The sequence below is a fragment of the Listeria rocourtiae FSL F6-920 genome (genome assembly GCF_000525975.1).
Taxonomy (GTDB): Bacteria; Bacillota; Bacilli; order Lactobacillales; family Listeriaceae; genus Listeria_A; species Listeria_A rocourtiae.
The window spans coordinates 1-25,966 of record NZ_AODK01000018.1; the positions used below are offsets into that span (position 1 = coordinate 1).

Annotated in this window: 14 protein-coding genes, 1 tRNA gene and 4 pseudogenes; 5 read left to right on the top strand and 14 right to left on the bottom strand. The window is 41.1% G+C overall.

Annotated features, from left to right (window positions below):
- Positions 1–59: 59 nt before the first annotated feature.
- Entirely contained in the window at positions 60–677 is a 618-nt protein-coding gene (locus PROCOU_RS06790) for a hypothetical protein (protein ID WP_036070798.1), read from the bottom strand.
- 90 nt (positions 678–767) lie between these two features.
- On the opposite strand from PROCOU_RS06790, the gene PROCOU_RS06795 reads away from it, so the two are divergent.
- Positions 768–841, top strand: a tRNA-Arg gene (locus PROCOU_RS06795).
- 244 nt (positions 842–1,085) lie between these two features.
- Here the strand turns inward: PROCOU_RS06795 and PROCOU_RS06800 are convergent.
- From PROCOU_RS06800 to PROCOU_RS06825, 6 genes and pseudogenes are all read right to left on the bottom strand, one after another.
- A pseudogene (locus PROCOU_RS06800) lies at positions 1,086–3,781 on the bottom strand (YhgE/Pip domain-containing protein).
- Between the two features lie 118 nt (positions 3,782–3,899).
- On the bottom strand, positions 3,900–4,985 hold the full coding sequence (locus tag PROCOU_RS06805) for a DUF871 domain-containing protein (RefSeq protein WP_036070800.1): 1,086 nt from the start codon (positions 4,983–4,985) through the stop codon (positions 3,900–3,902).
- A 72-nt stretch (positions 4,986–5,057) separates the two neighbouring features.
- Positions 5,058–5,364, bottom strand: a pseudogene (locus tag PROCOU_RS06810) (PTS sugar transporter subunit IIA).
- A 270-nt stretch (positions 5,365–5,634) separates the two neighbouring features.
- Positions 5,635–6,915: a PTS sugar transporter subunit IIC gene (locus PROCOU_RS06815; protein WP_036070934.1), complete on the bottom strand. Its 1,281-nt coding sequence runs from the start codon at positions 6,913–6,915 to the stop codon at positions 5,635–5,637.
- 76 nt (positions 6,916–6,991) lie between these two features.
- Positions 6,992–7,300 carry a PTS sugar transporter subunit IIB gene (locus PROCOU_RS06820; RefSeq protein ID WP_036070802.1) on the bottom strand — a complete coding sequence of 103 codons (309 nt, stop codon included), beginning with the start codon at positions 7,298–7,300 and terminating at the stop codon, positions 6,992–6,994.
- A 166-nt stretch (positions 7,301–7,466) separates the two neighbouring features.
- Positions 7,467–10,149: pseudogene (locus PROCOU_RS06825) on the bottom strand (sigma-54-dependent transcriptional regulator).
- Positions 10,150–10,376: 227 nt separating this feature from the next.
- Between PROCOU_RS06825 and PROCOU_RS06830 the strand changes: the two are divergent.
- Positions 10,377–11,204, top strand: a complete 828-nt coding sequence (locus tag PROCOU_RS06830; protein ID WP_036070805.1) for a hypothetical protein — start codon at positions 10,377–10,379, stop codon at positions 11,202–11,204.
- A gap of 52 nt (positions 11,205–11,256) precedes the next feature.
- Here the strand turns inward: PROCOU_RS06830 and PROCOU_RS06835 are convergent, their stop codons facing one another.
- The 6 genes from PROCOU_RS06835 to gltB form a co-directional block, all read right to left on the bottom strand.
- Positions 11,257–12,393: a DEAD/DEAH box helicase gene (locus tag PROCOU_RS06835; protein WP_036070807.1), complete on the bottom strand. Its 1,137-nt coding sequence runs from the start codon at positions 12,391–12,393 to the stop codon at positions 11,257–11,259.
- A 100-nt stretch (positions 12,394–12,493) separates the two neighbouring features.
- Positions 12,494–13,477 (bottom strand): Gfo/Idh/MocA family protein, encoded by a 984-nt coding sequence (locus PROCOU_RS06840; RefSeq protein WP_036070937.1) that lies wholly within the window; start codon positions 13,475–13,477, stop codon positions 12,494–12,496.
- A gap of 74 nt (positions 13,478–13,551) precedes the next feature.
- The gene (locus tag PROCOU_RS06845; RefSeq protein WP_036070809.1) at positions 13,552–14,109 is read right to left on the bottom strand and encodes a histidine phosphatase family protein; all 558 of its coding nucleotides are present in this window, start codon (positions 14,107–14,109) and stop codon (positions 13,552–13,554) included.
- Between the two features lie 68 nt (positions 14,110–14,177).
- On the bottom strand, positions 14,178–14,534 hold the full coding sequence (locus tag PROCOU_RS06850; RefSeq protein WP_036070939.1) for a carboxymuconolactone decarboxylase family protein: 357 nt from the start codon (positions 14,532–14,534) through the stop codon (positions 14,178–14,180).
- Between the two features lie 899 nt (positions 14,535–15,433).
- Positions 15,434–16,903 carry a glutamate synthase subunit beta gene (locus tag PROCOU_RS06855; protein ID WP_036070813.1) on the bottom strand — a complete coding sequence of 490 codons (1,470 nt, stop codon included), beginning with the start codon at positions 16,901–16,903 and terminating at the stop codon, positions 15,434–15,436.
- A gap of 195 nt (positions 16,904–17,098) precedes the next feature.
- Entirely contained in the window at positions 17,099–21,694 is a 4,596-nt protein-coding gene (gltB, locus tag PROCOU_RS06860) for a glutamate synthase large subunit (RefSeq protein ID WP_036070815.1), read from the bottom strand.
- 202 nt (positions 21,695–21,896) lie between these two features.
- Here gltB and PROCOU_RS06865 point away from each other — a divergent pair, with 202 nt between their 5' ends.
- The 3 genes from PROCOU_RS06865 (at position 21,897) to PROCOU_RS06875 (ending at position 25,247) form a co-directional block, all read left to right on the top strand.
- Positions 21,897–22,799 carry a LysR family transcriptional regulator gene (locus PROCOU_RS06865; protein WP_036070817.1) on the top strand — a complete coding sequence of 301 codons (903 nt, stop codon included), beginning with the start codon at positions 21,897–21,899 and terminating at the stop codon, positions 22,797–22,799.
- 567 nt (positions 22,800–23,366) lie between these two features.
- Positions 23,367–24,587 carry an AAA family ATPase gene (locus tag PROCOU_RS06870; protein ID WP_077913359.1) on the top strand — a complete coding sequence of 407 codons (1,221 nt, stop codon included), beginning with the start codon at positions 23,367–23,369 and terminating at the stop codon, positions 24,585–24,587.
- The gene (locus PROCOU_RS06875) at positions 24,588–25,247 is read left to right on the top strand and encodes an RloB domain-containing protein (protein ID WP_036070822.1); all 660 of its coding nucleotides are present in this window, start codon (positions 24,588–24,590) and stop codon (positions 25,245–25,247) included.
- A gap of 30 nt (positions 25,248–25,277) precedes the next feature.
- Here the strand turns inward: PROCOU_RS06875 and PROCOU_RS06880 are convergent.
- Positions 25,278–25,936: pseudogene (locus PROCOU_RS06880) on the bottom strand (DNA alkylation repair protein).
- Positions 25,937–25,966: the final 30 nt, after the last annotated feature.

The window sequence follows — 25,966 nt, forward strand, 5'->3', positions numbered from 1 at the left end:
AAATTTGCTTTTTTTGTGTGGCACTACTGATTACTTTCCAACCTTTGTCAGCTATATATTTATTCACATTTGGGAAAAAAGCATTTTTTTTTCGCTCGCTCGGATAGTGCTTGTGCTTTTATTTTACTCGAATCTAAGTTATTTTGGTAAATTATCTCATTGGAACCATTTCGTAACTCAATGCGTTTCAAGCTACTTGCTGTTTTGGCATCAACGGACGGAATTGCGACAATAGCAACTGTTTTCCCATCCTTTACCTCGCTTCTATTTGTTAAAGAGACGCCAATTGCTTCATCAACCTCTTTATTACTATCAAGCAAAACGAGTTCTGTTGCCTCTTTCGCAAGTTTTGTGCCACTAATTTCAACCATAGCAATTAACCCATCTAGCCCATTCATTAGGTTAATTTTCACTTCGGAATCTTGTTTTTTAAGCGCGGAGTCTAGTTGTATATTTGAGATGTCTTGTTTGTTTGAATCTTTGTAGTACTCAAGCACACCTGTTTTATCATCGTCATCCTTCACATAGGCCAACTGATAGTCTTTTAAATCTGTTTTCACCTTTTGTATCATGGTCAATGATTTATCGCTAAGAGCTTTGTCTATGCCTTCCTTGCCACATGCTGCTAATACGACTAGAAGTAATATTCCCATAAATACTGGTATTAATTTCTTCAATCTGTTCCTTCCTCTCTCTTGATTTTTACAAACAGATTGCTCCCCGCCTCTGTTTTATGTTAAAATGATAGAGTTGATTCAATCAATCGTGTCCTGATAGCTCAGTAGGATAGAGCGACAGCCTCCTAAGCTGTAGGCCGTGGGTTCGATTCCCTCTCAGGACATTCTTATTTGAACTGTAGGATACTATCATTTTACATACTATTCGATGTTAACTATATTACTATACATATCAAAAGACGTAGCTTTTATGTACTGTTTCAGTATAACGTTTTTTATGTCAAAAATAAAGCTTTATTTTTCTTTTTTTACTTTAATATTACAAATGAATTTCTTTTACATTACTGAATACTCATAATAACCTAAAAAAGATCTGGTTTTTCTGCCAGATCTTTTTTACGCCCATTTTTAGTGAATTAACTTACTTTTTTTTAGCTTTTGCAGAAAGCGCTGGAATGATTTTATCTAGTGGTTTTTTGAGTAGTATTCCTAAGAGAATGAACAGGATGCCAAACATTGTAAGCATCAACATATCATGGGTTGCATTTTGCCAGTAGATGCCACCAACACTTTCACGAATGAGACCAACCGCGTATGTGAATGGTAGGAATGGGTAAATTGCTTGAAAAAATGGCGGTGATACTTGAATTGGGAAGTTCCCACCGGCTCCTGAAATTTGCAGGACGAGTAGAATGATGGCCATCCCTTTACCAACATTGTTGAACAACGAAACAAGTGTGTACACGATAATCATGAAAACAACACTGATAAACATGCTAAAAAGAACGTGGTAAACTGGACTTGCAATAGATACTCCGAGCAAGAAAATGTTACCGAGCGTCACAACGAGGGCTTGCGCAAGTCCAATAGATAGGAATGTAAGCAACCTACCAAAATAAACGTGGTAGTGGTTAAAAATGCCACGCGGTACTTCGACGTCAACGCGTAATAATGAGATGAGAAGTAATGCTCCTACCCATAGACAAAGTGCTGTATAAAATGGCGCACTGGCTGATCCGTAATTAGGAATTGGATAGTACTTCGTTTCCTTCAATTGAATCGGATGTGCTATAAAATCACTCTCTTTTTTAACATCATTTCTTAAGAATGCAATAATTTGTTGCATATCATAATTTTGGTCAAATTCATTGATTCGTGATGCCGCTTTATTGATGGCTTGTTCGAATTGAGGTAACTCCATCCGTGATAAGTTTGCTGCCGTTTGGACTGCTTTTGCAAATTCAGGAAACTTCTGTTGTATCAGTTTGGCAGCATTATTTATTTCAGATTCCAATGACAGCAAATCATTTCGCACGAAGTCACCAGCTTTGTGAATTTTAGCTTTTACATCAGGATATTCAGACTTGTAAAACACCGCAGCTGTGTTTATACCGCTAATAACTGTATCTAGTTTCGTATCGATAAATGTCGTTGCATCGGCCAACGTTTTGCTGTAATTCTGGTAATCGTTGTTGGAATTCTTTTAAATACGTTTGGCTTGTTACTAAAGTTTGATTCGCATTTTGAAGAATCGATGTGATTTCTGGCAACTTGTTTTTAGCGTCATCTAGTAAAGCACTACTTTTAGCAAGGCCTGTGCTGATTTCTTTCAGTGCGGTATTGATTGTTGGCACGATTTTAGCGTCGTATTTACTGATGATTGTTGTTAAGTCATCACTAACTTTCTTAGCTTCTGTGTGCAGTTGGTTGAGCAGTGCTTGGCTAGCTTCTTCACCGGCTTGGATAATTTTTTTTTGATTTGTGCCAATGTTTGCTGTTGATTCGCTAAGTCTTGTTTCATTGCCGTTAAATTGCTGATAAAGCCTGTGAGTGGTCTATTTGGTAAAGTTTCGTTCAGCGAGGTTAGCAACTCGATTTGCTTCGTCAACATGTTACTTGCGCTCGTTAATTGCGTATCGATTTGGTCGATTACCGTCACAACTTTATCTGGATTGATATCACCATTTTTTAGCGCTTCGGTTAGCTCATAAACGTTACTTGTGACTTGTTGTAGCAAAATAAGATTTTGCTTGATTGTCGGAGCTACCGTTTGGAAAGACTGATCCACTTGCTTCGTAAAACCGGCTACTTTGTCTGCATATTTGGAACCATCATTTGCTATTTTTTTTTATAGTGGGTAACGCTTTTTCTGCACTGGAAATAATGCTTAGTGCCTTGGTGGATTCAGAAAGTGCATCATTTACCGTCTTTTTAATCGTCCCAAAATTGGCGTTCACTGCCTTTACGTCCGTTGCAATTTGCTTAATTTCGGGAATTTTCTTCTGCAATGTCAAGATGTCTTCGCCGAGTTTATCAAGTTGCGGTAACTGTGATTCGATACGTAACAAGTCTTGTGCCGCAGCATTTATTTGAGGCATACTCTTATTAAGATCAACTACTTGGTTCGCCTTTCTTTTTAAGTCTGGTAGCTTCCCTTCCAAAATAACTGCTTGCTTACCCATTTCAATAATTTGTGGCATACTCGCCTTCACTTGAAAAACTTTATCTTTAATATGTCGCAAAGTTGGCAACTCATTTTCCAAGTCGATGCCAGCTTTATTAAGCTCTGAAAGAACCGAACTGCTGACTTTATCGACGAATTCCGAGCTGATTTGGTCTACGATGGTTGATGCACCTTTATCGGTTATTTTTGGCGCAATCGCATTTATTTTCTCATTCACCATATAGTTAATTGTTGGTTTCGTCAGATTGCCCCCCACGACCGAGACAATATCTTTTGAAAAATCAGCAGGAATAATAATTGCGGCATAGTAATCACCTTTCTTCACAGCTTCACGTGCCTTATCTTCGCTCGTAAAAGTCCAACCTAGTGAGTCATTTTCTCTCAGTTGTTTTTTGAGTTGTGTACCAATATTAACTTGTTGCGGGCTTTTTCCTGGCACTGTAATTTCGGCACCTTTGTCTTCAATCACAACTGCCACCTTAATACCAGATGTATTCGAATAAGGGTCCCAGAGTGCTTCAATATTAAACCAGGCGTACAGTGATGGCAAAATGACAAGTGCAAGTACCAACATTAACGCAATCGGAGCTTTAAAAAGTCGTCGCCAATCAAGTATAAAAATACCCCAAATTTTCTTCATTCATCGCACCCCTCTTGTCTTACTTCACGTCCGATTATACAGGGCAGGCAGGTTAACTGCAAACAAAAAAAATACAAGCTAAGACATTTTTTACAGCGCCTAGCTTGTATTCACTATTTTATTTATGTTCTTTTAAGCGGAAATGTTGCCATGGTTGGATTGTTTTTAGTAAGTAACGCTCTTCTGGGATAACGCGCCCAACGATATTTGTGTTACCTGAGTTCTCCATTTCACGCAAAGCCACCTGCATTTCGCCTTTGTAGCGTTCGTAGCCATTGTTATCGATAGTAACATCACCTAGTTCGATTGTGTCTGTGTCATGCGCTGGAAACTCGTGTTGCTTGAAGTTTACACGTGTCATTGTCGAGCGCAATACATACTCAGAAGCATCACCACGATTGAAATGTTTTTGTGTTGTCACGATTTCTTTTTCGACTGGTGTCGCGCCGTCAACAAATATCACAGCAAGTTCTAACTCATTGCGATTTAGTTCGCCAAGTGCTTTTAACTCTTCTTCTGACGCGTACATATTACCAATAATAACATCATCGATTAACCCGGTGTTCCATAAATCTTTTGCTTGGACCGTAATCGGCATACCACGATGCTCCTCTAATGTTGGAAGTCCACCATCAACGACAAACCACGGTCCAAATTTACCTGCGTTAGACGAAACGAAAGCTGCAGTGCGCAAGTTGAATTTTTTGAATTGGGCGCTTGTACGAAGGAAATGCTCACGAGAAAGCGCTGTATAACGACGTGGATAAAAATTATGACAACCAATAATATTTGCTGTATTCGCTTGATAGGACAAAATATTATCGACATATTTCGTGCCGTTAGAAATATTAAGCTCGATTTGTAAATCATTATCATCAAAAGACATCGCTGCTTCTTCTGCACCAGAAAAACCTAAATCTAAACGCAAACCGGATAATCCTAATTCTTTAAAGCGTCCTAAGTCCTGATACGTCAAATTTAGTGAAGCAAAAACACCTGGATCGACATCAGCAATAACTTCGTAACCTAATGTATTCGCTGTTTGACAGATTGTTTCTAGTTTTGCAAACTCTTCTTCGTCATTTGCCGAGATTAAACATGTGAAAATGCGGCTAAAACCATACTTTGCAGCAGTTTCGATGTAGTTTAAAGAATCCTCCAATGGGGCATGTTGTGGGAATACTGAAATACCTAATTTTCTCATAATAAGTAAACTTCCTCTCTCATAAATAATTAAAATGGGGATGAGGAAAATTCCTCACCCCCATTTTTATAGTTACTTAGCGCGATATAATTCTACAATCTCGATTGCTAAATCTTTAAATGTAATAGCATTCATCAAGTGATCTTGTGCGTGAACTAGAAGTAAAGATACTTCTGTTTTTTCGCCACGTGCTTCGCCTTGAATTAGTTTAGTTTGAGAATGATGCGCTTCAAGCAATGATTGTTCTGCTTTTTGGATTTGTTCATCCGCTAAAGCAAAATCACCTTTTTTTAGCTGCGTCAATCGCTAACATGGCATCGCTTTTTGCGTTACCACCAAACATAATTAGGTTCATAATCGTTAGTTCTAATTCTTCCATTCAGTTCCACATCCTTGGGTCATATTGTCTGGCTTCCTCACACCAACTCCTCGGCAACTTCACAGCCTCCTTAAAATCCAATTACAGGATTTTACTGCGCCTGTTCCAGTTTCTTTCCGAGCTAACGGGTGTGTTCAGCACTTCTTTTTGTCCGGCTTCCTCATGCCAGCTCCTCGGCAACTTCACAGCCTCCTTAAAATCCAATTACGGGATTTTACTGCGCCTGTTCCAGTTTCTTTCGGAGCTAACGGGCATGTTCAGCACTTCTTTTTAAAAATTATCTTCTGTTGGTTCGCCGGCTGCTGCTGCTTTTTCACGACGAATTTCTTGAATTTCTGCTACTTTAATGAATGGTGCGTAGATGAGTACGGCTACTGCGATATTGACCGCCGCTAGAACTCCACCTGTCCAACTTTGTGTAGCAAGCACACCACCAACAATCGGTGGTGTAGTCCAAGGTGTTACGATTGTTGCTGCTGGTACCATGCCTAGTGATGTCGCAAAGTAAGCGATTGTTACAAGCACTAGTGGAGCCAAAATGTAAGGTACAAATAGGATTGGATTTAACACAATCGGTAGACCGAACATTAATGGTTCATTAATGTTGAATATTCCAGGAGCTGAGGCAAGTCCTGACACTGTTACATATTGTTTATTGCGACGACCAAATAGGAACACCGAAATAATGATTGCAATCGTTGCACCAGTTCCGCCTAAGTTTACGAAAGAGTCAAAGAAAGGTTTGTTAACGATATAAGGAGCGTCTAAGCCTTTGTTAATAGCGATAACATTTTTAGCAATCGCATCAACGTTGATTGTTTGCATAAATGGCTCGATAATATTCGCACCATGAAGTCCGAAGAACCATAGGAATGAAGAAATAAATGCAAGTAATAATGCTGCTGGCAGTGTATTAGCAAGACCCATGAACGGTTCTTGAATCAATTTGTAGAATTCGCCAACGATATCTTTTACACCAAGCCCAAAAAGGATAGTTGTAATCATTGCGAAAATACTTACTGTGATCATCGCTGGGAAAAGCGCTGCGAATGATCTAGATACTGCTGGCGGAACACCGTCTGGCATTCTGATAATAAGTTTTGAATTTCCACTTAGACGAGTGAATAATTCGGTTGAAACTAAAGCTACGATTAGGGCCAAAAATAATCCTGATGAGCTCAGCCCTGTTAATCCACCAATGGCAAAGAAAGAAGAAACAGATACAACACCACTTGATAAAGCATCTTTATCATATGATTTCGCTAGGTTATAAGCTACAGTAAAAGCAGTTAAAAGTGCTAGAATCGCGAATGTCCCGTTCCAAATATTCCCTCCAAAAGATTTCCAAAGCGCTTCCCCAAATAAGTTATTCATAAATGTTTGGTAAGCTTTGATTGGTAAGTTGTTGATTAACGTCCCTAATGACCCCAAGATCATTAATGGCATTGTTGTGATGAAACCATCACGAATTGCAACTAAGTGACGTTGCCCTCCGACTTTGGCTGCATAAGGAATAAAGTACTTTTCCATAAATGCGATAAAACCATTCATTTGCATTTCCCCCAATAATTTTATTTTGGACGAGACGTTTGCCCCCTCCTATATTTAAGCAGTAACAATGTACCGCTTATTCCCCAAGTAAAGTTAGTGCTTGATTTAAAACTTTTTCGCCGTCCATCATACCATAATCGATGCTATTAATAACTGCGACGGGTTTCCCTAGTGGTTCTAGCTTTTTCTTGAATTTGTTTTCTAAAAATTTAACTTGTGGCCCTAATAATAAAACGTCGATCTTGCCAATATTATCTGGCGCCTCAGCTTCTGATACTGCATAAATCTTAGCTTCGAGATTTCTATCCTCTGCGGCTTCCTCCATCTTGGTGACTAGCAGACTGGTTGACATACCCGCGGAACAAACTAACAAGATTGTTTTCACTTCGATTCATCCTCCCTAAAACGCTATTTCTTAACCCTCACTTCTATAAATGCAAGTTCCGTGCCAACTTTTAAAATAAGATAAAAGCGTGTGATAAAGCCAAACATCAGCTTACACAAGAACAAAAGACAAGTGTGTAATTTATGTACACACTTGTCTCGTTAGTTTAATTTTCTTCCACGATTACTTTATTTGCTGTCATCATTTGCGTGAGATAAGCAATTTCTGACTGAGGGACGATAATATTATACTCTAAATTGATGTTTTCCATCATTTGTTGCGTAATCTGCATTTCAATCATATGCTGTTTCGTGAATGTATCAATGTTCGGAAATTCGCGATCGACACCGCCGAGCTTCATCCGTTCAACAAGGAAAGCTAGATGTAAAATAACCCCAATATCGACACCTGGTTCAAGCACTATATTCATCTGAACCTGCAACTCCGAAATGATTTTGCGCAAGAAGTAGACGAGCTGTTCTGGTGATTCGACTTCTTTTAAATTACCTTCTAGGGAGGAAATTAACTGGTCATATGGTACTTCATCATTAATAATTCGCTTCACGATGTCAATTCCCCCCTCAGAAAATACCTCTAAGGCGCTGAAAAATGGGATTTCGCGGTACTGGAACTCGACAGAGCCCATGATGGCTAGTATGTTGTATTCTTCCATCAGTTGGTCGATGCGCTCACGGAAAGCTTCTTTATGCAAAAATTGTAAGACGATGATTTCCACTTTTGACTCGTCGATAACTGGGGCTACGCGGGCTCGTAACTGTTCTGCTACACCTTCTCCTGTGAAACATGTAAGTATAACCGCGTTTTTTCGTTGGTTTTGTTCGTAAAATTTGTGCTTTGTATTTATTTTCAAAGAGTTGTTGACAACTCTGATATATATCTTCTAACCCGCGTCCCAACGAAGCTTTGCGTATAGCCTCTAATACAACTGGTGTACTCGCCATGCTAACTGTTTTAGTGCGAATGCCAAGTTCCTCGGTTAGCATATTGCCAAACGACGTCAGAGAGCCCATATCAGAAAGAATTAAGACGCCCTTTGTCGGATTTAATTGTTGTACTTTAGCTTTTACTTTTTCATACATCGCTTTTACTTCGACTGATAACGGCATATCCATCGCTGTGCCAGACTCAATGTTGAGAAGTTCTTGGACCGTTTCAACCATACTCGTTGCCGCCGAGCGACCGTGCATCATGACGATAACTTCGACTAGCGATTCTTGGGTAAACATCGACTCCACGACTTCCTCTGTTAAAAACATCGTCAAAAAACCAATTTCATCAAAAGGAATTTCAATACCTAGTGATTGCTCTAATAGAGCCGAAATATCAATCGCTGCTTGGAATTCTTTCGAGTATTTTTTGCGGACATTGTTCAAGTCCGGATGTACAATATGTTTTTGTTCGCGAATCCGCTCGATGGTACTCTGTAAGTGGAGCGCAAACGCAAAACGCATTTTTTCATTGTATTTACGTTCCAAGCGCTGTTCTGCTAAAGCATATACTTGATCTGTAAGTTGCCAAATTGCCGGACTAATAATCTCCTTCGCCGATTGCTGCGTCGGAAGCTGCCCCATGTACTCATGGAAATACTGATCCACATCCATGTGAAGCGCTTCTTCAAGCTCTGACTGGTCCTTGCCTTCTTTCATCAACTGATCAGCTTTTGTTTGAATCGCTTGGTACACGTCATCCACATCTTCAATCGCAATATCATTCGCTTCACTCGTATCGTAAAATTTAAAAATCGTCTTATTCACATCAATTAACCGGTTCATTTTCTCCGGCTCATCTTTCAAATGAAGTAAACCTTTTTGAACATAGATCGGCAAATCATCCTGCTCAATCAGAATATAATTCGTCGCTTTTGTCTTATAATGCAAAAATGCCTTCGCACATGCTAATTTCAAATCACGTTGCAGTTGACCAACATTGGCACTCGCATGGTAGAGTAAAAACGCCATCAAAGCTTGGCGATGAACGCGAATCGTTTGATGTAAACGCGTTGCTTCCTGTGATAAGAAAAATTCGATAAGCTCATAACGTTCTTCTAACTGCCGCTCTGCCAGTGGTGGCAACGTGATTGTCATCGGGATCCGCCTAGTGAATGTTTCTAATAAAAAATTATCCGGTGATTCTGTTGTTGCCCCAATAATTTGCACTGCCGCCGTATGCACTGCTTGACTCTCACCAAGCGGTCGATATTCACCTTTATCAATAAACGTGAACAACATTTCTTGGCCTTCTGGAGGTAGCCGATGAATCTCATCCAAAAATAAAATTCCGCCATCTGCTTTTGCAAGCAAGCCCTCGCGTGTCTGTTCTGCTCCCGTGTATGCTCCTTTAATCACACCAAAGATATGACCGAAAAGCAATTGCGGATTTTGTGCATAGTCCGCACAGTTAAACGAAACGAATGGTGCATTCTTGCTAACCATATCAGCTTCACGAGCGAACTTGTACATGCACTCGGCAAATAAGGACTTCCCTGTACCTGTTTTCCCAAGAATTAATGTATGTAAACCATTCGGTGGATAAAGAATCGCTGCTTTTGCTTGTTGAATGCTCACTTTTAAGCTTTGCGCAGAACCAATGAGCCGATCAAAAGCCGTTTTCGTACTACTAATTCCTGATTTGGCCTCCTCTTTTTTGAAAGCTTGGTAAAGAACTGGCTTGCCTGGGAGTTTCTCAATCTGTCCCTCCTTAAACAATTCGTTCAAATAACGGCTCGCATTCGCGCGATCCATCTGTAACTTCTCCGCTACATCATTCGCTGTTAGTTTACCGTTTACATTATTCAGAAGCTTAAAAACTTCGTCTCTTCTACTAAGCATGTCCCCGACTCCTTACTAAAAGCTCTATTCTTCTATTATACCTGTAATAAAGGTCATTCGGCAAACTAAAAAAAGTCAATAGGTTGTAAAATTCGATGCAGACTCCATCAAACTAAAGAGCCTAATTCGTAATATGTGTTATGTATTGTTCTTTCTTGATTTACGGGATTTCTAGATATGGTATGATACTATTGTTGATAATTTAAATACAAAGGAGGATATGCTAGATGATGACAGGGAATAGATTTCTAATACCAACAATCCTATGTATTGCATTGACCGTTGTTGTTGCGATTTTCTGGTCGCCAAAGAACGATGATGCCGTTACAGAAGCTAGTAAAGTCAACATACCTAACATTGAAAATCCGTTTTTCTTGAAAGGTAACGCTTATATCTCGCTATATAGAGGGGAAACTTTTTCGCTTAGTTTGCCATTTTTATTTGAGGATTCAAGCATTGATGGCATTTCTGCGGTAACCTTTGACTCTAACGATATCAAAGCTGAAATGGATGTTATTTCTAAAACAGGGCAGCAATATGGGGCAGCTGAACTCGGTTATATGAAAGTAGATATCCGAATTAACAAAGCAGGTAGTTTTAAAGCTCAGGAAATGACGCTCATTTCAGGAGATAAATCAGTGTCAGTCAACATCGGCAAACTAGTATTTGATGTGAATAATGACAGAACACCCACAAATCTCGTGTTTTCTGGTGCAGCAGTACAAACGGCTATGGATGAATATACACTCAATATCCAAAATACAGAAAAAATGGAGCCTGTCGCTATTAAAAGTGTGACAGCTGAACTAGCCTCAATGCATCTTCATACAGTTGCTGATTCCGTTCCAGCGGGTAAAACAATCTCCCATACGCTAGCCTTGAGCGGTGATCCAGAGCGCTATTCTTGGTATATTCTGAAGCCAAAAGTCACCTATACAGTGGCAGGTCAGGAAAAAACCACCTCAGGTTATCCGACAATTTTGCAGCTAACTGAATGGACACAAGAGAATATCAATCATATATTTGAGAACAAAGCTAATTCCGAGTATAAATAAAGCCTGTAGAGTGAGACACTTCATACTTGATGCGACTCATTCTACAGGTTTTTTATTTACGCTTTGCTTTACTTTCAAAATCATCCGTCAAAACGCCTTCATAATAGCGTACTTTAATCGGATCTTTGTTCAATTCCTTCAAATATTGACGTAATGTCCGAGCTTCGCGTTCGTTAGCAAACGAGAGTACCGTACCTGATTTACCCATCCGCCCAGTTCGACCAGAACGGTGCGTATATTGTTTCGCATCCATCGCCACATCGCAATGAATAACGAATGGTAAATCTGGAATGTCTAAACCGCGTGCTGCTACATCGGTTACGATTAAATACGTCAATTCTGCTTTTTTGAAGGCAGCTAAGTATTTTTTGCGCTTTTCTTTGTCCACTTCACCATGAATTCCGGCAGCTGCAACTCCATCATATTGCAGTTTCTCCAAAATAATATCCATCCGAACTTTATCTTTCACGAAAACGAGCGCATGCATCCCTTCTACGTTGGAAATTCGGCGTAGCAGTATAGCTTTGTCACGAGGCTGCTCGACATCCATATAAAGATGGTTCACATTGGCGTTACTCTCTTCAGCTTTTGCTTCAATCATCACTGGCTCAATCTCACTATTGCGGTAAAACATCATTGGGTCGTCCAATTTCGTTGCTGATGCCATTACTAATTGACGATCACGCATGGCACTATTCACGATTTCGAGCACCGTTGGAACATTTTCGCGAATCAGCAATTGATCACATTCATCAAGTGTAATCATTTTGACTTCATGCATCTTGATTTTCTTCTGCTTAATCAGTTCCAAAACGCGACCAGGTGAACCAACAATGACTTGTGGTTTTTTCTTCAGATTATCGATTTGGCGCTTGATATTGGCACTCCCGATGATACCGATGACTTTCACCCCCGCGGGCAACCATGAACGTACAACGTCTGCGATTTGCATAACTAACTCATGTGATGGCGCTAAAATAAGCCATTGTGTATGCGGTTTGACTTCTAATTTTTCGATGGCTGGTAAAGCATAGGCAACTGTTTTCCCAGTTCCTGTTGGTGAAACTGCAATGACATCTTTACCTTCTTTAATCGGCTTGTACAATTGTTGCTGAATTTCTGTCATCGTTTCATATTTATGGGCTTCCCACTGTTCGGCCCAAATTTCAGGTACTTCTTTTATCGTCATAATAAACTCCTTTTTCCCTCTAAATTCGATACTCTTATCATACCACGTTTCCAGAGAATCAACAAAACCAGATAATTCGCATCATCTGGCTTCAAAAATACTATTTCTCTACCTTGTACCAAATACCATTTTGGTGGCGCAAGTCGTTTGAGATTTGCAAAACTGCTTTGCTTAAATCTTCTAGGTCTTCATACGCCAATTTGTCGTTTTCTGTGATGATTCTGGCAAATTCGGTCGCTTCGAATTCCATGTCATTTGGAATGGTAGACATTGCTAACTCCTCAATTTCTTTCGTGTGGTTATCCGCGTATTGGATACTCTTAATGCCTGTTAATGGGTCAAGTACGAGCGTGCCTTTTTCGCCGTATATTTCACTTGGTAAGAATGATTGCGACATTTTCGCTTGCAAGATAGTCACCGTGAAATCGGGATATTCAAAAATAACTGGGCCGCCTCCATCAACACCTGTACGCAGTTTTGTCGCGAAATAAGTTGCTTTTTCAGGAACACCGAATAGCGCAACTGCCGTATACATTGGGTAAACGCCTAAGTCAACTAGCGAACCACCAGAAAAATTCAGCGAGAAAATATTTGGCTCTTCACCAGCAAGTACGTTGTCATAGCGCGAAGAATAGTTCATGTAAGCAAGTGTCGCGCCGTGAAGCTTTCCGACTTTTTGGATGCTATCTTGCAAAATTTTAAAGTTAGGCTCTTGGATATGGCGAGCAGCTTCGAAAAGGTATACGCCGTTTTCTTTCGCTACTTTATGCGCATCCTCTAGTTCTGCAACCGTTGAAAAAATCGGTTTTTCGACGATGACATGTTTTTTGTTACGTAAGAAATGTAATGCATGTTCGTAGTGCATCGCGTTTGGTGACGCAATATAAACCGCATCGATAACGTCTGAACTCGCCATCTTTTCAATATCATCAAAATAATTCGCAACTTTATATTTTTCACCAAAGGCATATGCTTTTTCCAATGTGCGTGAATAAACCGCATTTAGTTCCCATTCACCTGAGTTGATTGCGCCTTCTACAAAAGCATCTGTAATCCAATTCGTTCCCATAATACCAAGTTTCATAACAAAACTTCCCTTCTTCATTTGTTCTCCTGTTTAAGTATAGCTGAAAACCGGAAAATTTGCGAAAAGATTGGCTAGGCTTTTGCAAAATCGTGATTTATAAAGCTGACGAGTGTGAATTCACCGTTTTCATATTCAAATTTAAGAATACAACAGTTTTTCAGACCACTGATCCGGCCAATACTACTGCGTGCTTCCCAATGGCGGGCGAATTGAGCACAAGCGGCACCATGAGAAACTGCCAAAACAGTATCGTGATTTTCTTGGTTCATCATTGATTCCATTGTTTCAACAAGGCGCACACGAAAATCCATTTCTCGCTCTCCTCCGAATCCTGCAAAAAAATCTCCGTACGGTAACGGCGGATTCAAGTCTTCACTTTCACCTTCGAATGTTCCAAAATTCCATTCTTTCAGCCCTTTTAGGCGTTTATAATCCATGTCAGTGATTAATTCTAATGTGTCACAAGCTCGTTCCGATGTGGAACTATAAGCCTGATCAAAAACAATCCCGTTCTCCTTAAAATATTCGCTCGCTATTTTCGCTTGGTTGATACCGCATTCCGTTAATGGCGCATCGCAAAAACCTTGTATCTTTTTTCGTACATTAAATAGTGTCTGACCGTGACGCATGAGATAAAGTATTTTTTTTCATTTGTATTCTCCTTCTTGTCATAGTTTTATTGCGATACGTGCTTATTTCATATTCCTCTTTTTATCAGGACATCATTAGTTACTTGCGAAAAATCAAATACTTTTCTAAGCCCGACATATCGCACAGTCTGATAGACGATTTCTTTTGCCTCGATTGGAGTCACTCCAATATCAAAAGCCGCGTTTAGCATTATTTTGAATTCGTTCACGCACTGCATTGTGATTAAAGTGGCAAGCGTCACTTTCATTCGCTGTTTAATTGTAAGTTGTGTATATTGCAAGACTTCATCAAATACAAAATGATCGAAAAGTGCGCTGAGTTCAGGATCTATTTCTTTTAATCTAGATTTGCCGTTCAGAAATAACTGATTGTGGTTAACCTGCTCTTTCTTACTGATAGACAACCGTAATCCCCCCCCTATTTTTGGCTAATAGGTAGAGTTTAAACCATGAAGTGGACTCCAAGTCAATTATAAATACTACTTATACATAAAAAAATCCACCGTGTCACAAATAACTTTGAGGTTACCTGCATAACAGTAGATTGGATATTTTTTCTAATCAATTTTTCTTTTTAGCAAAGACATAAGTGATACACGAAATGATTCCGAGAAAGACTAGTACTACTTTATATATCATCATTGTAAATAGATTCGTTCATACTGATTTTTCTTTCTTCATATCGATCCCACCTTTATAGACTGCTTTTTTTTAAAATTCAGAACATCACGCCTCTGTCTGCTACAATGCTTCCTTATTCAGATTACACAATACTTAGGGGAAACGCAACTAAAAGTTTTTTTGAATTGTTTTTCATTGGTAATATTCCCCTTGTATTCCAGCTCGTTAGATAAAAAAGTAATTTAATTATATTTCACATTACTTAGATAAAAACACAGGGCGAAATACACCATGTAGACGCAATAGGCGCATTTACATTTCACATTACTTAGATAAAAACACAGTTACGAATGTAAAACGAGGAGAAGCAAGCTTCATTTACATTTCACATTACTTAGATAAAAACATTCAACTTTTTCGCTACATACAACAATCTATCATATTTACATTTCACATTACTTAGATAAAAACCCGTGCTTTTTCAGCCTTACTCCCATAATACCTCAAGAGCCCAAATCTGTCGACGGATAGCAAAGTTTACTTTTTCAGTTGTCTAACCTTACATCGATTTCTTTCAAAATCGCCTTCACACCTGTCATACCAGTCAACAAAGAAAATCTGTCGATATCCCGTAATTTTTACACTACTGGTGGTCGACAGATTTTTGAGCCTTTTTTATTGCTTATGGTAAAAATGTCTCGCCCATGAGGTAGAAATCGACTTCACGAGCGGCCTCACGCCCTTCGTTAATCGCGGTTACTACCAAGCTCTGACCATATCTTGCGTCACCGCATGCAAAGATTCCTTCTACGTCGGTACGGTAAAAACCTTTTGCTGCTTCAATCGTGTGGCTTTTTGTTTTACCTACTTGGAAATCCTCGAAAATGGATGGTGTAGCACCGGCGAACCCAATTGCGATTAGTACAATATCAGCGTCCCAGATTTTCTCAGAACCGGGAACTTCTTGGATATTACGGTTGGCGTCTACTCGGTCAACATCGATAGTTCGCAACCCGGTAAGTTCCCCTCTTTCATTTTTGATAAATTCAGTGGAACTCACTAAATAGTGACGGGGGTCCTCACCGTATACTGCTTCTGCTTCGCTATGAGCGTAGTCCATTTGGAATACTTTCGGAAATTGTGGCCACGGGTTTTGAACAGCGCGCATGTCTGGTAGCTTATCGCGTAAGCCAAATTGGTAGATGCTTTTTGCGCCTTGTCGTAAAGCTGTCGCGACGCAATCGGCTCCTGTGTCTCCACCTCCGATAACGATGACGTTTTTGCCTTCTGCGGACAATGTTTGCACGCCTTTATTGTCAAGGTTATCTTTAATGCTTTGTGTGAGGTAATCGACTGCAAAGTAAATCCCTTTTGCATCACGGCCTGGTAGCTTGACATCTCGAGCATTCCCGGCACCTGTAGCTAACACGATGGAGTCGTACTCTTGTTTCAACTGCGCCATCGTGATATCTTTTCCGGCTTCGACATTGGTCACGAACTCGACGCCTTCTTCGGCCATTAAGTTGACGCGACGATTAATCGAATCTTTTTCGAGTTTCATCGTTGGGATGCCGTACATGAGCAGGCCGCCAATTCGATCGCTCTTTTCAAAAACAGTAACATTATGCCCAGCTTTGTTTAACTGATCTGCACATGCAAGTCCTGCTGGGCCAGAACCGATGATTGCAATGCGTTTTCCCGTTCTTTTTTGAGGTGGTTGAGCTTTAATCCAGCCTTCTTCAAAGCCACGATCGATAATCGCTTTTTCGATGGATTTTATACCAACCGCAGGCTCAGAAATCGCGACCGTACAGGAGCCTTCACATGGTGCTGGACAGACGCGGCCAGTGAACTCAGGAAAATTATTCGTCTTTAGAAGAAGATCCAAGGCTTCGCGCCATTCTCCGCGATACACAGCGTCGTTCCACTCCGGAATCAAGTTATGCAACGGGCAGCCTGATACACCGTTTTTAATCTCTTCCCCTGTATGGCAAAATGGTACACCACAGTCCATGCAACGTGCGGCTTGAATCTGTAAATCGACAACAGGCATTGGCAAGTTATATTCGTTCCAGTCACGCGTCCGTGTTAGTGGATCGCGAACAGGACTTGGAATTCGGTCATAATCAATAAATCCAGTTGGTTTTCCCATTGCATTCAACTCCTTGTTTTGAAATTATTCTGAGCTATTCGCCTCTTTCAAGTGTTCATAGTCTAGCTTCATCCGCTAGCTTTTCGAAAACTTCACGCCCTCCACAAAAATCAAAAAAGGATTTTTACTGCGGCCGCTCCAGCTTTTTTCAGAGCTGAACGAGCGGATTCAGCTTTCCACTGTTCAGCTTCGTTCCTATTTAGTAACTTCCACTAGCAGTCCGTCTTTATGCTCATAAAAGGCTTGTAACTCTGCAGCTTCATGCGTTTGGCCTTCACTTTGTAATTTTTCAATGCGCGTAAGCATGATTTCAAATTCATTCGGAATGACGTAAACAAAGTTAGCAAGTTCGCGTTCCCAGTTTGTCAGTAACTTGCGGGCGTATTCACTGCCGGTGTAGCGAACGTGATTTTCTACCAATTCGCGTAGTTTCCGTTCCTCGCGCGACGTCGTAATCCCTCGACACGTCACAAGTTCTGGATTCACTTTTGCGGTGAAATTGGCTTGGTTTGGAGCATAAACGTAAGCAACACCACCGGACATCCCAGCCGCAAAATTCTCACCGGTTTCGCCTAGAACAACCACTGTTCCGCCAGTCATATATTCGCAGCCGTTATCGCCAATTCCTTCGACAACTACGTCGGCACCACTGTTACGGACAGCAAAACGGGCGCCGGCTTTTCCGTGAATGTATGCTTCTCCATCTGTTGCACCATAAAGCGTTACGTTTCCGACAATCGCGGAATCATGCGCATTAATCGGTGTCTCAGCATCTGGTGATACGATAAGTTTTGCGCCAGATAGGCCTTTTCCAAAGTAATCGTTCGCGTCACCTTCAATGCGTAGCGTCATCCCTTTTGGAGCGAAGGCGCCGAAGCTTTGACCAGCCGCTCCCGTAAAAGTAAGATCAATCGTATCTTCTGGGAGTCCAGCCGCGCCATATTTCCTGCTGATATAAGAACCGGTAATCGTGCCGACTGCCCGGTCGATATTGCGAATTGGGAAGCGCCCAGTGACTTTCTCACCACATTCAATCGCAGGTGCCACAATGGCTTGTAACTCGCGCATATCCAATGTTTGGTCGATTTTGTGGTCCTGTTCTTTCGTGCAGAATTGGACTTGGTTTTTATAAAAGTCATCCATATAAAGCATATTAGAAAAATCGAGATGCTTCGCTTTCCAATGCGATTCTTTTCGTTCATGGGTTTCCAAATACTCTTTGTGCCCAATAATTTCTTCGAGACTCCGGAAGCCAAGTTCCGCCATCGTTTCGCGCATCTCAGCAACAATGAAGTTGAAAAAATTCACAACATAATCTGCTGAACCACCGAATTTCTTACGCAGTTCTGGATTTTGTGTCGCAACTCCGACAGGGCACGTATCCATATGACAAACACGCATCATCACGCAACCAAGCGTCACAAGTGGTGCCGTTGCAAAACCGTATTCTTCCGCTCCAAGCATAGCTGCAACGAGCACATCTTTTCCAGTCATCAGTTTACCGTCTGTTTCTACGACAACCTGATTACGTAACCCATTTAAAAGCAATGTTTGATGTGTTTCCGCCAAACCGATTTCCCATGGAACTCCTGTGTGACGAATACTGCTTCGCGCAGCTGCTCCTGTTCCGCCTTCGTATCCGCTAACTAAGATAACGTCAGCAAAACCTTTTGCAACACCCGCTGCAATCGTGCCAATTCCCGTTTTTGATACGAGTTTAACATTAATCCGCGCGTCTTTATTAGCATTTTTCAAGTCAAAAATGAGTTGAGATAAATCCTCGATAGAATAAATATCATGATGCGGCGGTGGCGAGATAAGCCCAACACCTGTCGTTGATCCGCGGGTTTTCGAAATCCATGGGTACACTTTTTCACCAGGCAAATGACCGCCCTCCCCTGGTTTTGCGCCCTGTGCCATCTTGATTTGTAGCTCATCCGCGTTTACCAAATAGTGACTTGTTACGCCAAAGCGACCAGATGCAACTTGCTTAATCGCACTGCGACGCCAATCACCGTTTGCATCAGGAAGAAAACGGTCCGGATTTTCCCCACCTTCACCGCTATTGCTTTTACCACCAATCCGGTTCATCGCAATCGCCAACGCCTCGTGTGCCTCTTGACTGATAGACCCGTAAGACATAGCACCTGATTTGAACCGTTTGAAAATTGCTTCGGCAGGTTCGACTTCTTCAATTGGAATCGGCTTACGTCCATGCGAGTTAAAGGTTAGCAAGCCACGAAGGAACGCATTATTTTGATTTTGCATTAAGTCCGAGTATAAATCATACGTTTCGCGATTATTTTCACGCGTCGCCTGCTGCAATGAATGAATCGCGAGCGGATTGAAAACATGATATTCACCGTTCGAACGCCATTGATATTCACCGCCTGTATCTAATGTAAATTCTTGAAAACCGATATCATGAAATGCCTCACGATGACGCAACCACGACTCCTGTGCAATCACTTCCAAAGGAATACCACCAAGCTGTGACGCCGTTCCTGGGAAATAATCTGCAATCACATCGTTACCAATACCAATCGCTTCAAAAATCTGGGCACCTCGATAACTTTGCACAGTAGAAATACCGATTTTCGACATTACTTTCAAAATCCCATCCGTAATTGCCTCAATATAGCGCGACTCGGCCTCATCGACCGTGAACCCTTTAATCCGGCCATCTTTAATCAGGTTCGTAAACACATCGATCGCCAAATATGGGAAAATTGCGTCTGCACCATAACCAACCAGCATCGCACAATGATGCACATCACGTGCCTCCGCCGTTTTTACAATCAAGCTCACCTTCATCCGTGTGCCACGTTTCACCAAATGATGATGCAAACCGCTCGTCATAAGTAGCGCTGGAATCCCGATAAACTCGTCATTCGTGCCATCATCTGTGATTACAAGCAACTCTGCACCAGCCTCAATTTTCGCATCAGCCTCCGCAAAAAGACGATCTAGCACTTCCGCCAAATTCTCTTTTTCCTCCGCTTTAAACAACGCATTAATAAATGCCGTCGGTTTCGCGAATTTTTTCTGTAAGGCAATCGAAGCATACTGTTTCCGAGACAAAATCGGTGTCTCTAAACGGATTCGGTTTGCATTTTCAGCCGTTGGATTTAAAATGTTACCCTCATTTCCAAGCAACGTCATCGTCGAAATAACTGACTCCTCACGCAACCCATCAATCGGTGGATTCGTCACCTGCGCAAACAACTGCTTGAAATAGTTAAACAACAACTGTGGCCGATAAGAAAGTACAGCAAGCGGCGCATCATACCCCATTGCCCCCATCGGATCTTTCTTCTCCGTCACCATCGGAATCAAGATTTTGCTCAACTCGTCCTGCGTATAACCAAACGCCCGCTGCAATTTGAAGCAATCCTTCTTATTCAATGAAATATATTCCAAACAATCCTGTTCCGTCAACGTCCCAATATCCGTCAACTCCGCGTTCAGCCATTCACGATAAGGCTTCTCCGTTGTCAACTCCGATTTAATGACGTCATCCGAAATAATCTCGCCTTTTTCCAAATCAATCAGCAACATCGTGCCTGCACCGACCGTAACTTTGCGAATCACTTCTTCGGGCTCTACAGGTACAACACCCGTCTCCGAAGAATAAATAATCGTATGATCCCTTGTTTCATAATAACGCGCAGGTCGCAACCCATTCCGATCCAAAATTGTACCAATCACGCGACCGTTCGTAAACGAAATCGACGTTGGTCCATCCCATGGCTCCATCAACGTACTATGATATTCATAAAAAGCCCGTTTCGGATCTGTCATCGCCTTATTTTTATCCCAAGGCTCCGGAATCAACATCATCGCCGCATGAGGCAAGGTACGTCCCGTTTGCACCAAGAATTCCAGCGCATTATCAAGCGTCGCCGAGTCACTTCCATCCTCATCAATGACCGGCATCACTTTCGCCAAATCCGCACCAAACAAATCCGACTCCGCACGTTTCTCACGAGCTTTCATCCAGTTCAAATTCCCACGCTGCGTATTTATTTCCCCATTATGAATCAAATAACGATACGGATGTGCCCGCTCCCAACTCGGAAACGTATTCGTACTAAAACGCGAATGAACGAGCGCGTAAGCTGACGTGTAAGCTGGATCCGCCAAGTCCAAATAATACTGATTGATTTGCTCTGGCGTCAACATCCCTTTAAAAATAACTGTCCGCGTTGATAAGCTCGGCACATAAAACGTCTCTGTAACGCGTGCATCACCCGCTGCAAAATTCTCGATTTGCTTACGGATTAAATATAATTTCCGCTCAAAAGCTTCCTCATCAAGCGCCTCATCTTTCGCGATAAAAAGTTGGTACACAGCCGGTTCTGTTTTTTGCGCCCCCAGCCCAACCTTCGTCACATCTGTCGGCAATTTCCGCCATCCTAAGAAATCTTGCCCTTCCTGATCGATAAAGCATTCCGTCGCTGCCTGCAAAATTTTGCGCTGTTCGACATTTTGCGGGAAATTAAACATCCCAACTGCATAATGATACTTTTCAGGTAATACAATATCGATTTTCGCACATGCCTCTTGGAAGAAGTCATCCGAAATTTCTAGAAGAATACCCGCGCCATCACCTGTATCGCCGCCGACTTCCCCGCCACGATGCTTCAACTGACAAAGCATGTGAATTCCTTGCTCGACAATTTTATGCGAAGAACGCCCTTTAATATTAGCCACAAAGCCAATACCACAAGCATCATGTTCATTTTTTGGATCATACAAGCCATGTTTTTCAGGCATATTCGTCTGTTTCATCCTAATTCCTCCTCGGTCGTGCATATTTTTCAAGAGTTCAAATAATTAAAGTTATAATTATGTAGCCCGTTCTATATTCTACCCATTAGTTTCTAGTTTATAACGTTTTGATGTAATGTCTATTCTAATCCTTTTCATTTATCGAAACAATATATATAATAGAATAAAATGATCTCTTTTTGAGATGGATTGGAGATAGATTATGGAATTACGACAATTAAAATACTTTATCGAAGTCGCGCGCGTCGAACATATGACCCAAGCATCAGAGAATTTACATGTTGCCCAATCTGCCGTCAGTAGGCAGATAACAAAGCTTGAAGAAGAGCTCGGAATCAAGTTATTTGACCGGATTGGCCGCAATATGCAGTTGACAGCAGTCGGTCAGGATTTCTTGCGCCAGGCCAAAATCGGCTTACAAGAACTACAAAAAGCGCAGGCAATCGTAGAAGAATACGCCGATCCAACGATTGGTGAAATTCGCGTTGGACTGCCGAATTCGATTGCTACAAAAGTTCTGCCCGCCGTAATTTCCGCGTTTCAGGAGAAGTATCCGGATATTACGTATCGCTTTATGGAAGGTTCTAATCGGGATTTGAAGCAGATGTTGGTGAATGGAGCACTTGATATGACGTTTTTATCACCAGTTCCAAAAGAAGATGACGAGATTATGCCACATCGGTTTTTTGATGAAAAATTGAAGTTAATTGTACCGAGTAGACATCGGCTAGCTGGAGAGCACTCGGTTTCACTTGAAGATTTGGCGGATGAGAAGTTTATTTTATACCCAGAAGATTTCGATTTGTATCATTTAGTAGAAGATACGGCGCGGATGAAAGGACTGGTGCTCGAGACTATTTTTCAAAGTCGGGATTTCCATACGATTCAAGGTTTGGTTGGTGCCGGGCTCGGGATTAGTATTTTACCAGAGATGATTTTGGATGGGGCGATATTTAAAGAGACGAGGAGTATTGCGCTGATGGATCAAGAATTACGGCGGTCGGTCGGGATTATCACGACAAAAAGACGGAACATGTCACCGTCTGAGACGTTGTTCCGTGATTTTTTGTTGGGGTATTTTGATAGCAGGGATTCCACAAGCTAGCGCTTGATGCTGCATCACAATTCCATGAAAGTAATTTTCATTTGAAACTTGGATGTTGAAGCTACAATAATGAACAGCCCTATTAATCCAATTGCATATATTCATTTGTTTCCTGCTAATTCTCTCGGCGCATTGTGAACCCTAACTGATATCACTGGCGCTAAAGTCCATCCTTTATCTAAACCAATAACATACATTGGTAGTGCAATCGCTATCCAACAACCAGCACGTATATCAGATAAGCTCATCCATAATAAGCCAATAAATAACAGGGAAATGGATATTACATGGCTTGTATCAAAGACCACGTGTAGTACGTTCATCTGCTTGATATATTAAAATATAGATAAACATAATCTCTCTCAATAATTTCAAATACCTAACACAAAAAACACACTCTTTTTCCACAGATGGTATAATAAACAAAAAAAAGACAGGAGTCGAGTCCCATGTTCTCCAAAATCACCATCCAAAACTTCTTTTCCATTCATGATAAAATAACCTTGAACCTCGATCATAGCTATAATTCAGCCAGCACGTTCACCCAAAATACGCTCTATACCTACTATGATAATCAGAAAAAAAAGATGCATCCTAAACGGGGCAATCCTGTACGGCGCCAATGCATCCGGTAAAACCAATCTTCTCTATGCCTTTGAATTCATTCGCACAATGCTGCAAAAAAGCCACACGTACACCGAAAAAACTGATTTTGAAATCACGCCCGACAGCTTCAAGTTCTCAGAAACAAAAGATACGACAAGCCGCTTTTCTGTGACGTTTATTGAGCCAAATTTTCAGGAAAACCAAGACATCCAATACACATACGAACTGGCCATCGATGCGGTGAGCTTGGAAATCCAACAAGAATCCTTAACATACAAAAAAATGCTCAAAACAACATTATCAAAACCGATTACCATTTTTGAAAGATTTCAAAGTCGTATTTCCCAAAAAAACACTAATTTAAAAGCGCTTTTCAATAAAATCGAACAGGAAAACATGACTCATAAATCCATTCTATCCATGCTCATTCACGACATCAACACAGCCTATTTCAGTAAAGAAACAGCCTCACCTGCCTACAAAGTAGCCCAATGCCTAGCACGCCAAATCACAAAAGGTTTCCAAACAAAGCAATTCGATGGTGATTCCCTAGAAGCATTTGCCGAACAAATAAACAATGATAGCGATTTCAAAAATAAAATTCTCGAGACACTCTATGACTTCGATTTTGCGATTCATGATTTTTCCGTTACTGATATGACAGATAATCTGGTGGCATCTATTGAACAAGCTACTTTTTCTGATGAAGTTAAAGCGCAATTAATTACAACAACAAAAAAGAACAGGCGCTATGAAATCAGCACTGCACATGTTGTCGATGACGTAAATTATCCACTAAGTATGAGCATGGAGTCCGATGGTACAAAGAAATTCCTAGAAAGCTCGATTCGGTTTTTCGATGCGTTAGAGAACGAAATTCTCTTTATTAGCGATGAATTCGACAACAAATACCACACCAAAATCCAAGAAGGCTTGCTGAACAAATTTATCCATCAAGAAAACGAACAACAAGCCCAGTTCATCATCGCCTCTCACAATCCACTCCTGCTAAATCCCGACCGTTTCGCCAAAGAACAAGTTATTTTCATCCAGAAAGATCGTGAAACTCAGACTAGTGAAGTGTTTAGCCTTAGCGAATTTAAAGAGGTCACCTACGATAATCATAATTGGATAACGCTTTATTTAGACGGTCGCTTTGGAGCCGTTCCGGAGGTGTTTTAAATGAGCCGCGAAATTCGTAAAATCGTCCACCTATTCATCCCAGAGGATAGTGGTGGTGTCAAACCAAACAGCTGCGAAGCCCACTATTTCAAACTACTTTTCCAACGCAGACTTAAAAACTACCAGCTAAAAATTTACACACACGCGCAAGAAACCAAATTCAAAAAAGCACTGAAATTCAGCGCCCATCCTGATGATAAATTTTTCATTATAACCGACTTGGATTTTACAGAAGACCGCTCTAACCTGCGATACGTCAAGAAAAAAATCCGTAATCTGGCAAGTCTAGGCGATAATGCTCAACTATTCGTTTCCGGTCGCAGTTTTGAAGTTTGGCTCTGCATGTACCACGGCGTCTACACGAAGCGCTTCATCTCCCAAGCTGCACTTAATAAAACCGTTGCCCGAGACTATACAAAAAAAGAACGCTGGTACATCAAAGAACGCGGGCGACTCTATACCAATTTACGAGCAGCCAGCGCCAATGCAAAAAAATCTCGGAGAATTATCCTATCTGGCAGTGCGCGTGACAAAAAACGCTATGTAACAGAACTTCCTGATTTTAAAGAGGAAGCTCTGCTCGATTACTTCATTACCCGCGAAACATTCACATATGTGGATTTACTGGTGAAGGAACTACAAGCGCTAAGTCGAGATTAAATAATACGAACCCATTAAGTTTTAAGGAGCCTAGCTATTCTGTCGTTTATTAACCTCTATTGTAATGAATTCTGGCAAATAGCTAGGAGTACATCCTTTTGCGACAACTTCATCTTTATAAAGTTCCGTTCTCTCGCCTAGTTTAATACAACGGGCACGCATTTTCTCATCATATACGCCAATCCAACCTGCTAGAAAATTCATGGCCCACTTCACTTCCGGCTCCTCTTTCATAATATCGGCCTCTATGAAAGATAACAAATCCTCGGTATTATCTGGCGGTGTTTGTCCAGTCCATCTAAGGCGTGCTTGATAGTACCAAAAAATGCGTCTTTGGAGAGCAGAATCACTGTCTTTCCATGATTCCATCAATGCAATTGTTTTCTTATCTTTGGCAAGCTGGTTAGCCATTAACCAGTCCATTAAATTATTTCGCTCATTGAAAGGGTGCGTCAGCATATCTTTATCCAGCTTATTTAAAGTAGCTTGCGTGAGCAGTTTTTTTGTCCATAATTAAGATGGCTAGTAGTCTCGGCAAAAAGGCTTCGCTTGACCAAAGTTCCATAGCCAGGTCGTGATTTTTTTTTAGTATCTTTCGCAATTTTTCTTAAATCGCCTAGCTTCGTTTGACTATTAATCTGAGCTAAGATATTTTCCGCTTCTGAAGAGCGTTTCACTTTATTATCCATTGTTAATAACTCCTTTTTTAAGCACTATTC

Coding starts and splice junctions, on each gene's coding strand:
- PROCOU_RS06805 (WP_036070800.1), bottom strand. CDS start 4,985: ATGAGAAAATTAGGTATTTCAGTATTCCCACAACATGCCCCATTGGAG.
- PROCOU_RS06815 (WP_036070934.1), bottom strand. CDS start 6,915: ATGAATGGTTTTATCGCATTTATGGAAAAGTACTTTATTCCTTATGCA.
- PROCOU_RS06830 (WP_036070805.1), top strand. CDS start 10,377: ATGATGACAGGGAATAGATTTCTAATACCAACAATCCTATGTATTGCA.
- PROCOU_RS06835 (WP_036070807.1), bottom strand. CDS start 12,393: ATGACGATAAAAGAAGTACCTGAAATTTGGGCCGAACAGTGGGAAGCC.
- PROCOU_RS06840 (WP_036070937.1), bottom strand. CDS start 13,477: ATGAAACTTGGTATTATGGGAACGAATTGGATTACAGATGCTTTTGTA.
- PROCOU_RS06845 (WP_036070809.1), bottom strand. CDS start 14,109: ATGCGTCACGGTCAGACACTATTTAATGTACGAAAAAAGATACAAGGT.
- PROCOU_RS06855 (WP_036070813.1), bottom strand. CDS start 16,903: ATGGGAAAACCAACTGGATTTATTGATTATGACCGAATTCCAAGTCCT.
- gltB (WP_036070815.1), bottom strand. CDS start 21,694: ATGAAACAGACGAATATGCCTGAAAAACATGGCTTGTATGATCCAAAA.
- PROCOU_RS06865 (WP_036070817.1), top strand. CDS start 21,897: ATGGAATTACGACAATTAAAATACTTTATCGAAGTCGCGCGCGTCGAA.
- PROCOU_RS06870 (WP_077913359.1), top strand. CDS start 23,367: ATGATAATCAGAAAAAAAAGATGCATCCTAAACGGGGCAATCCTGTAC.
- PROCOU_RS06875 (WP_036070822.1), top strand. CDS start 24,588: ATGAGCCGCGAAATTCGTAAAATCGTCCACCTATTCATCCCAGAGGAT.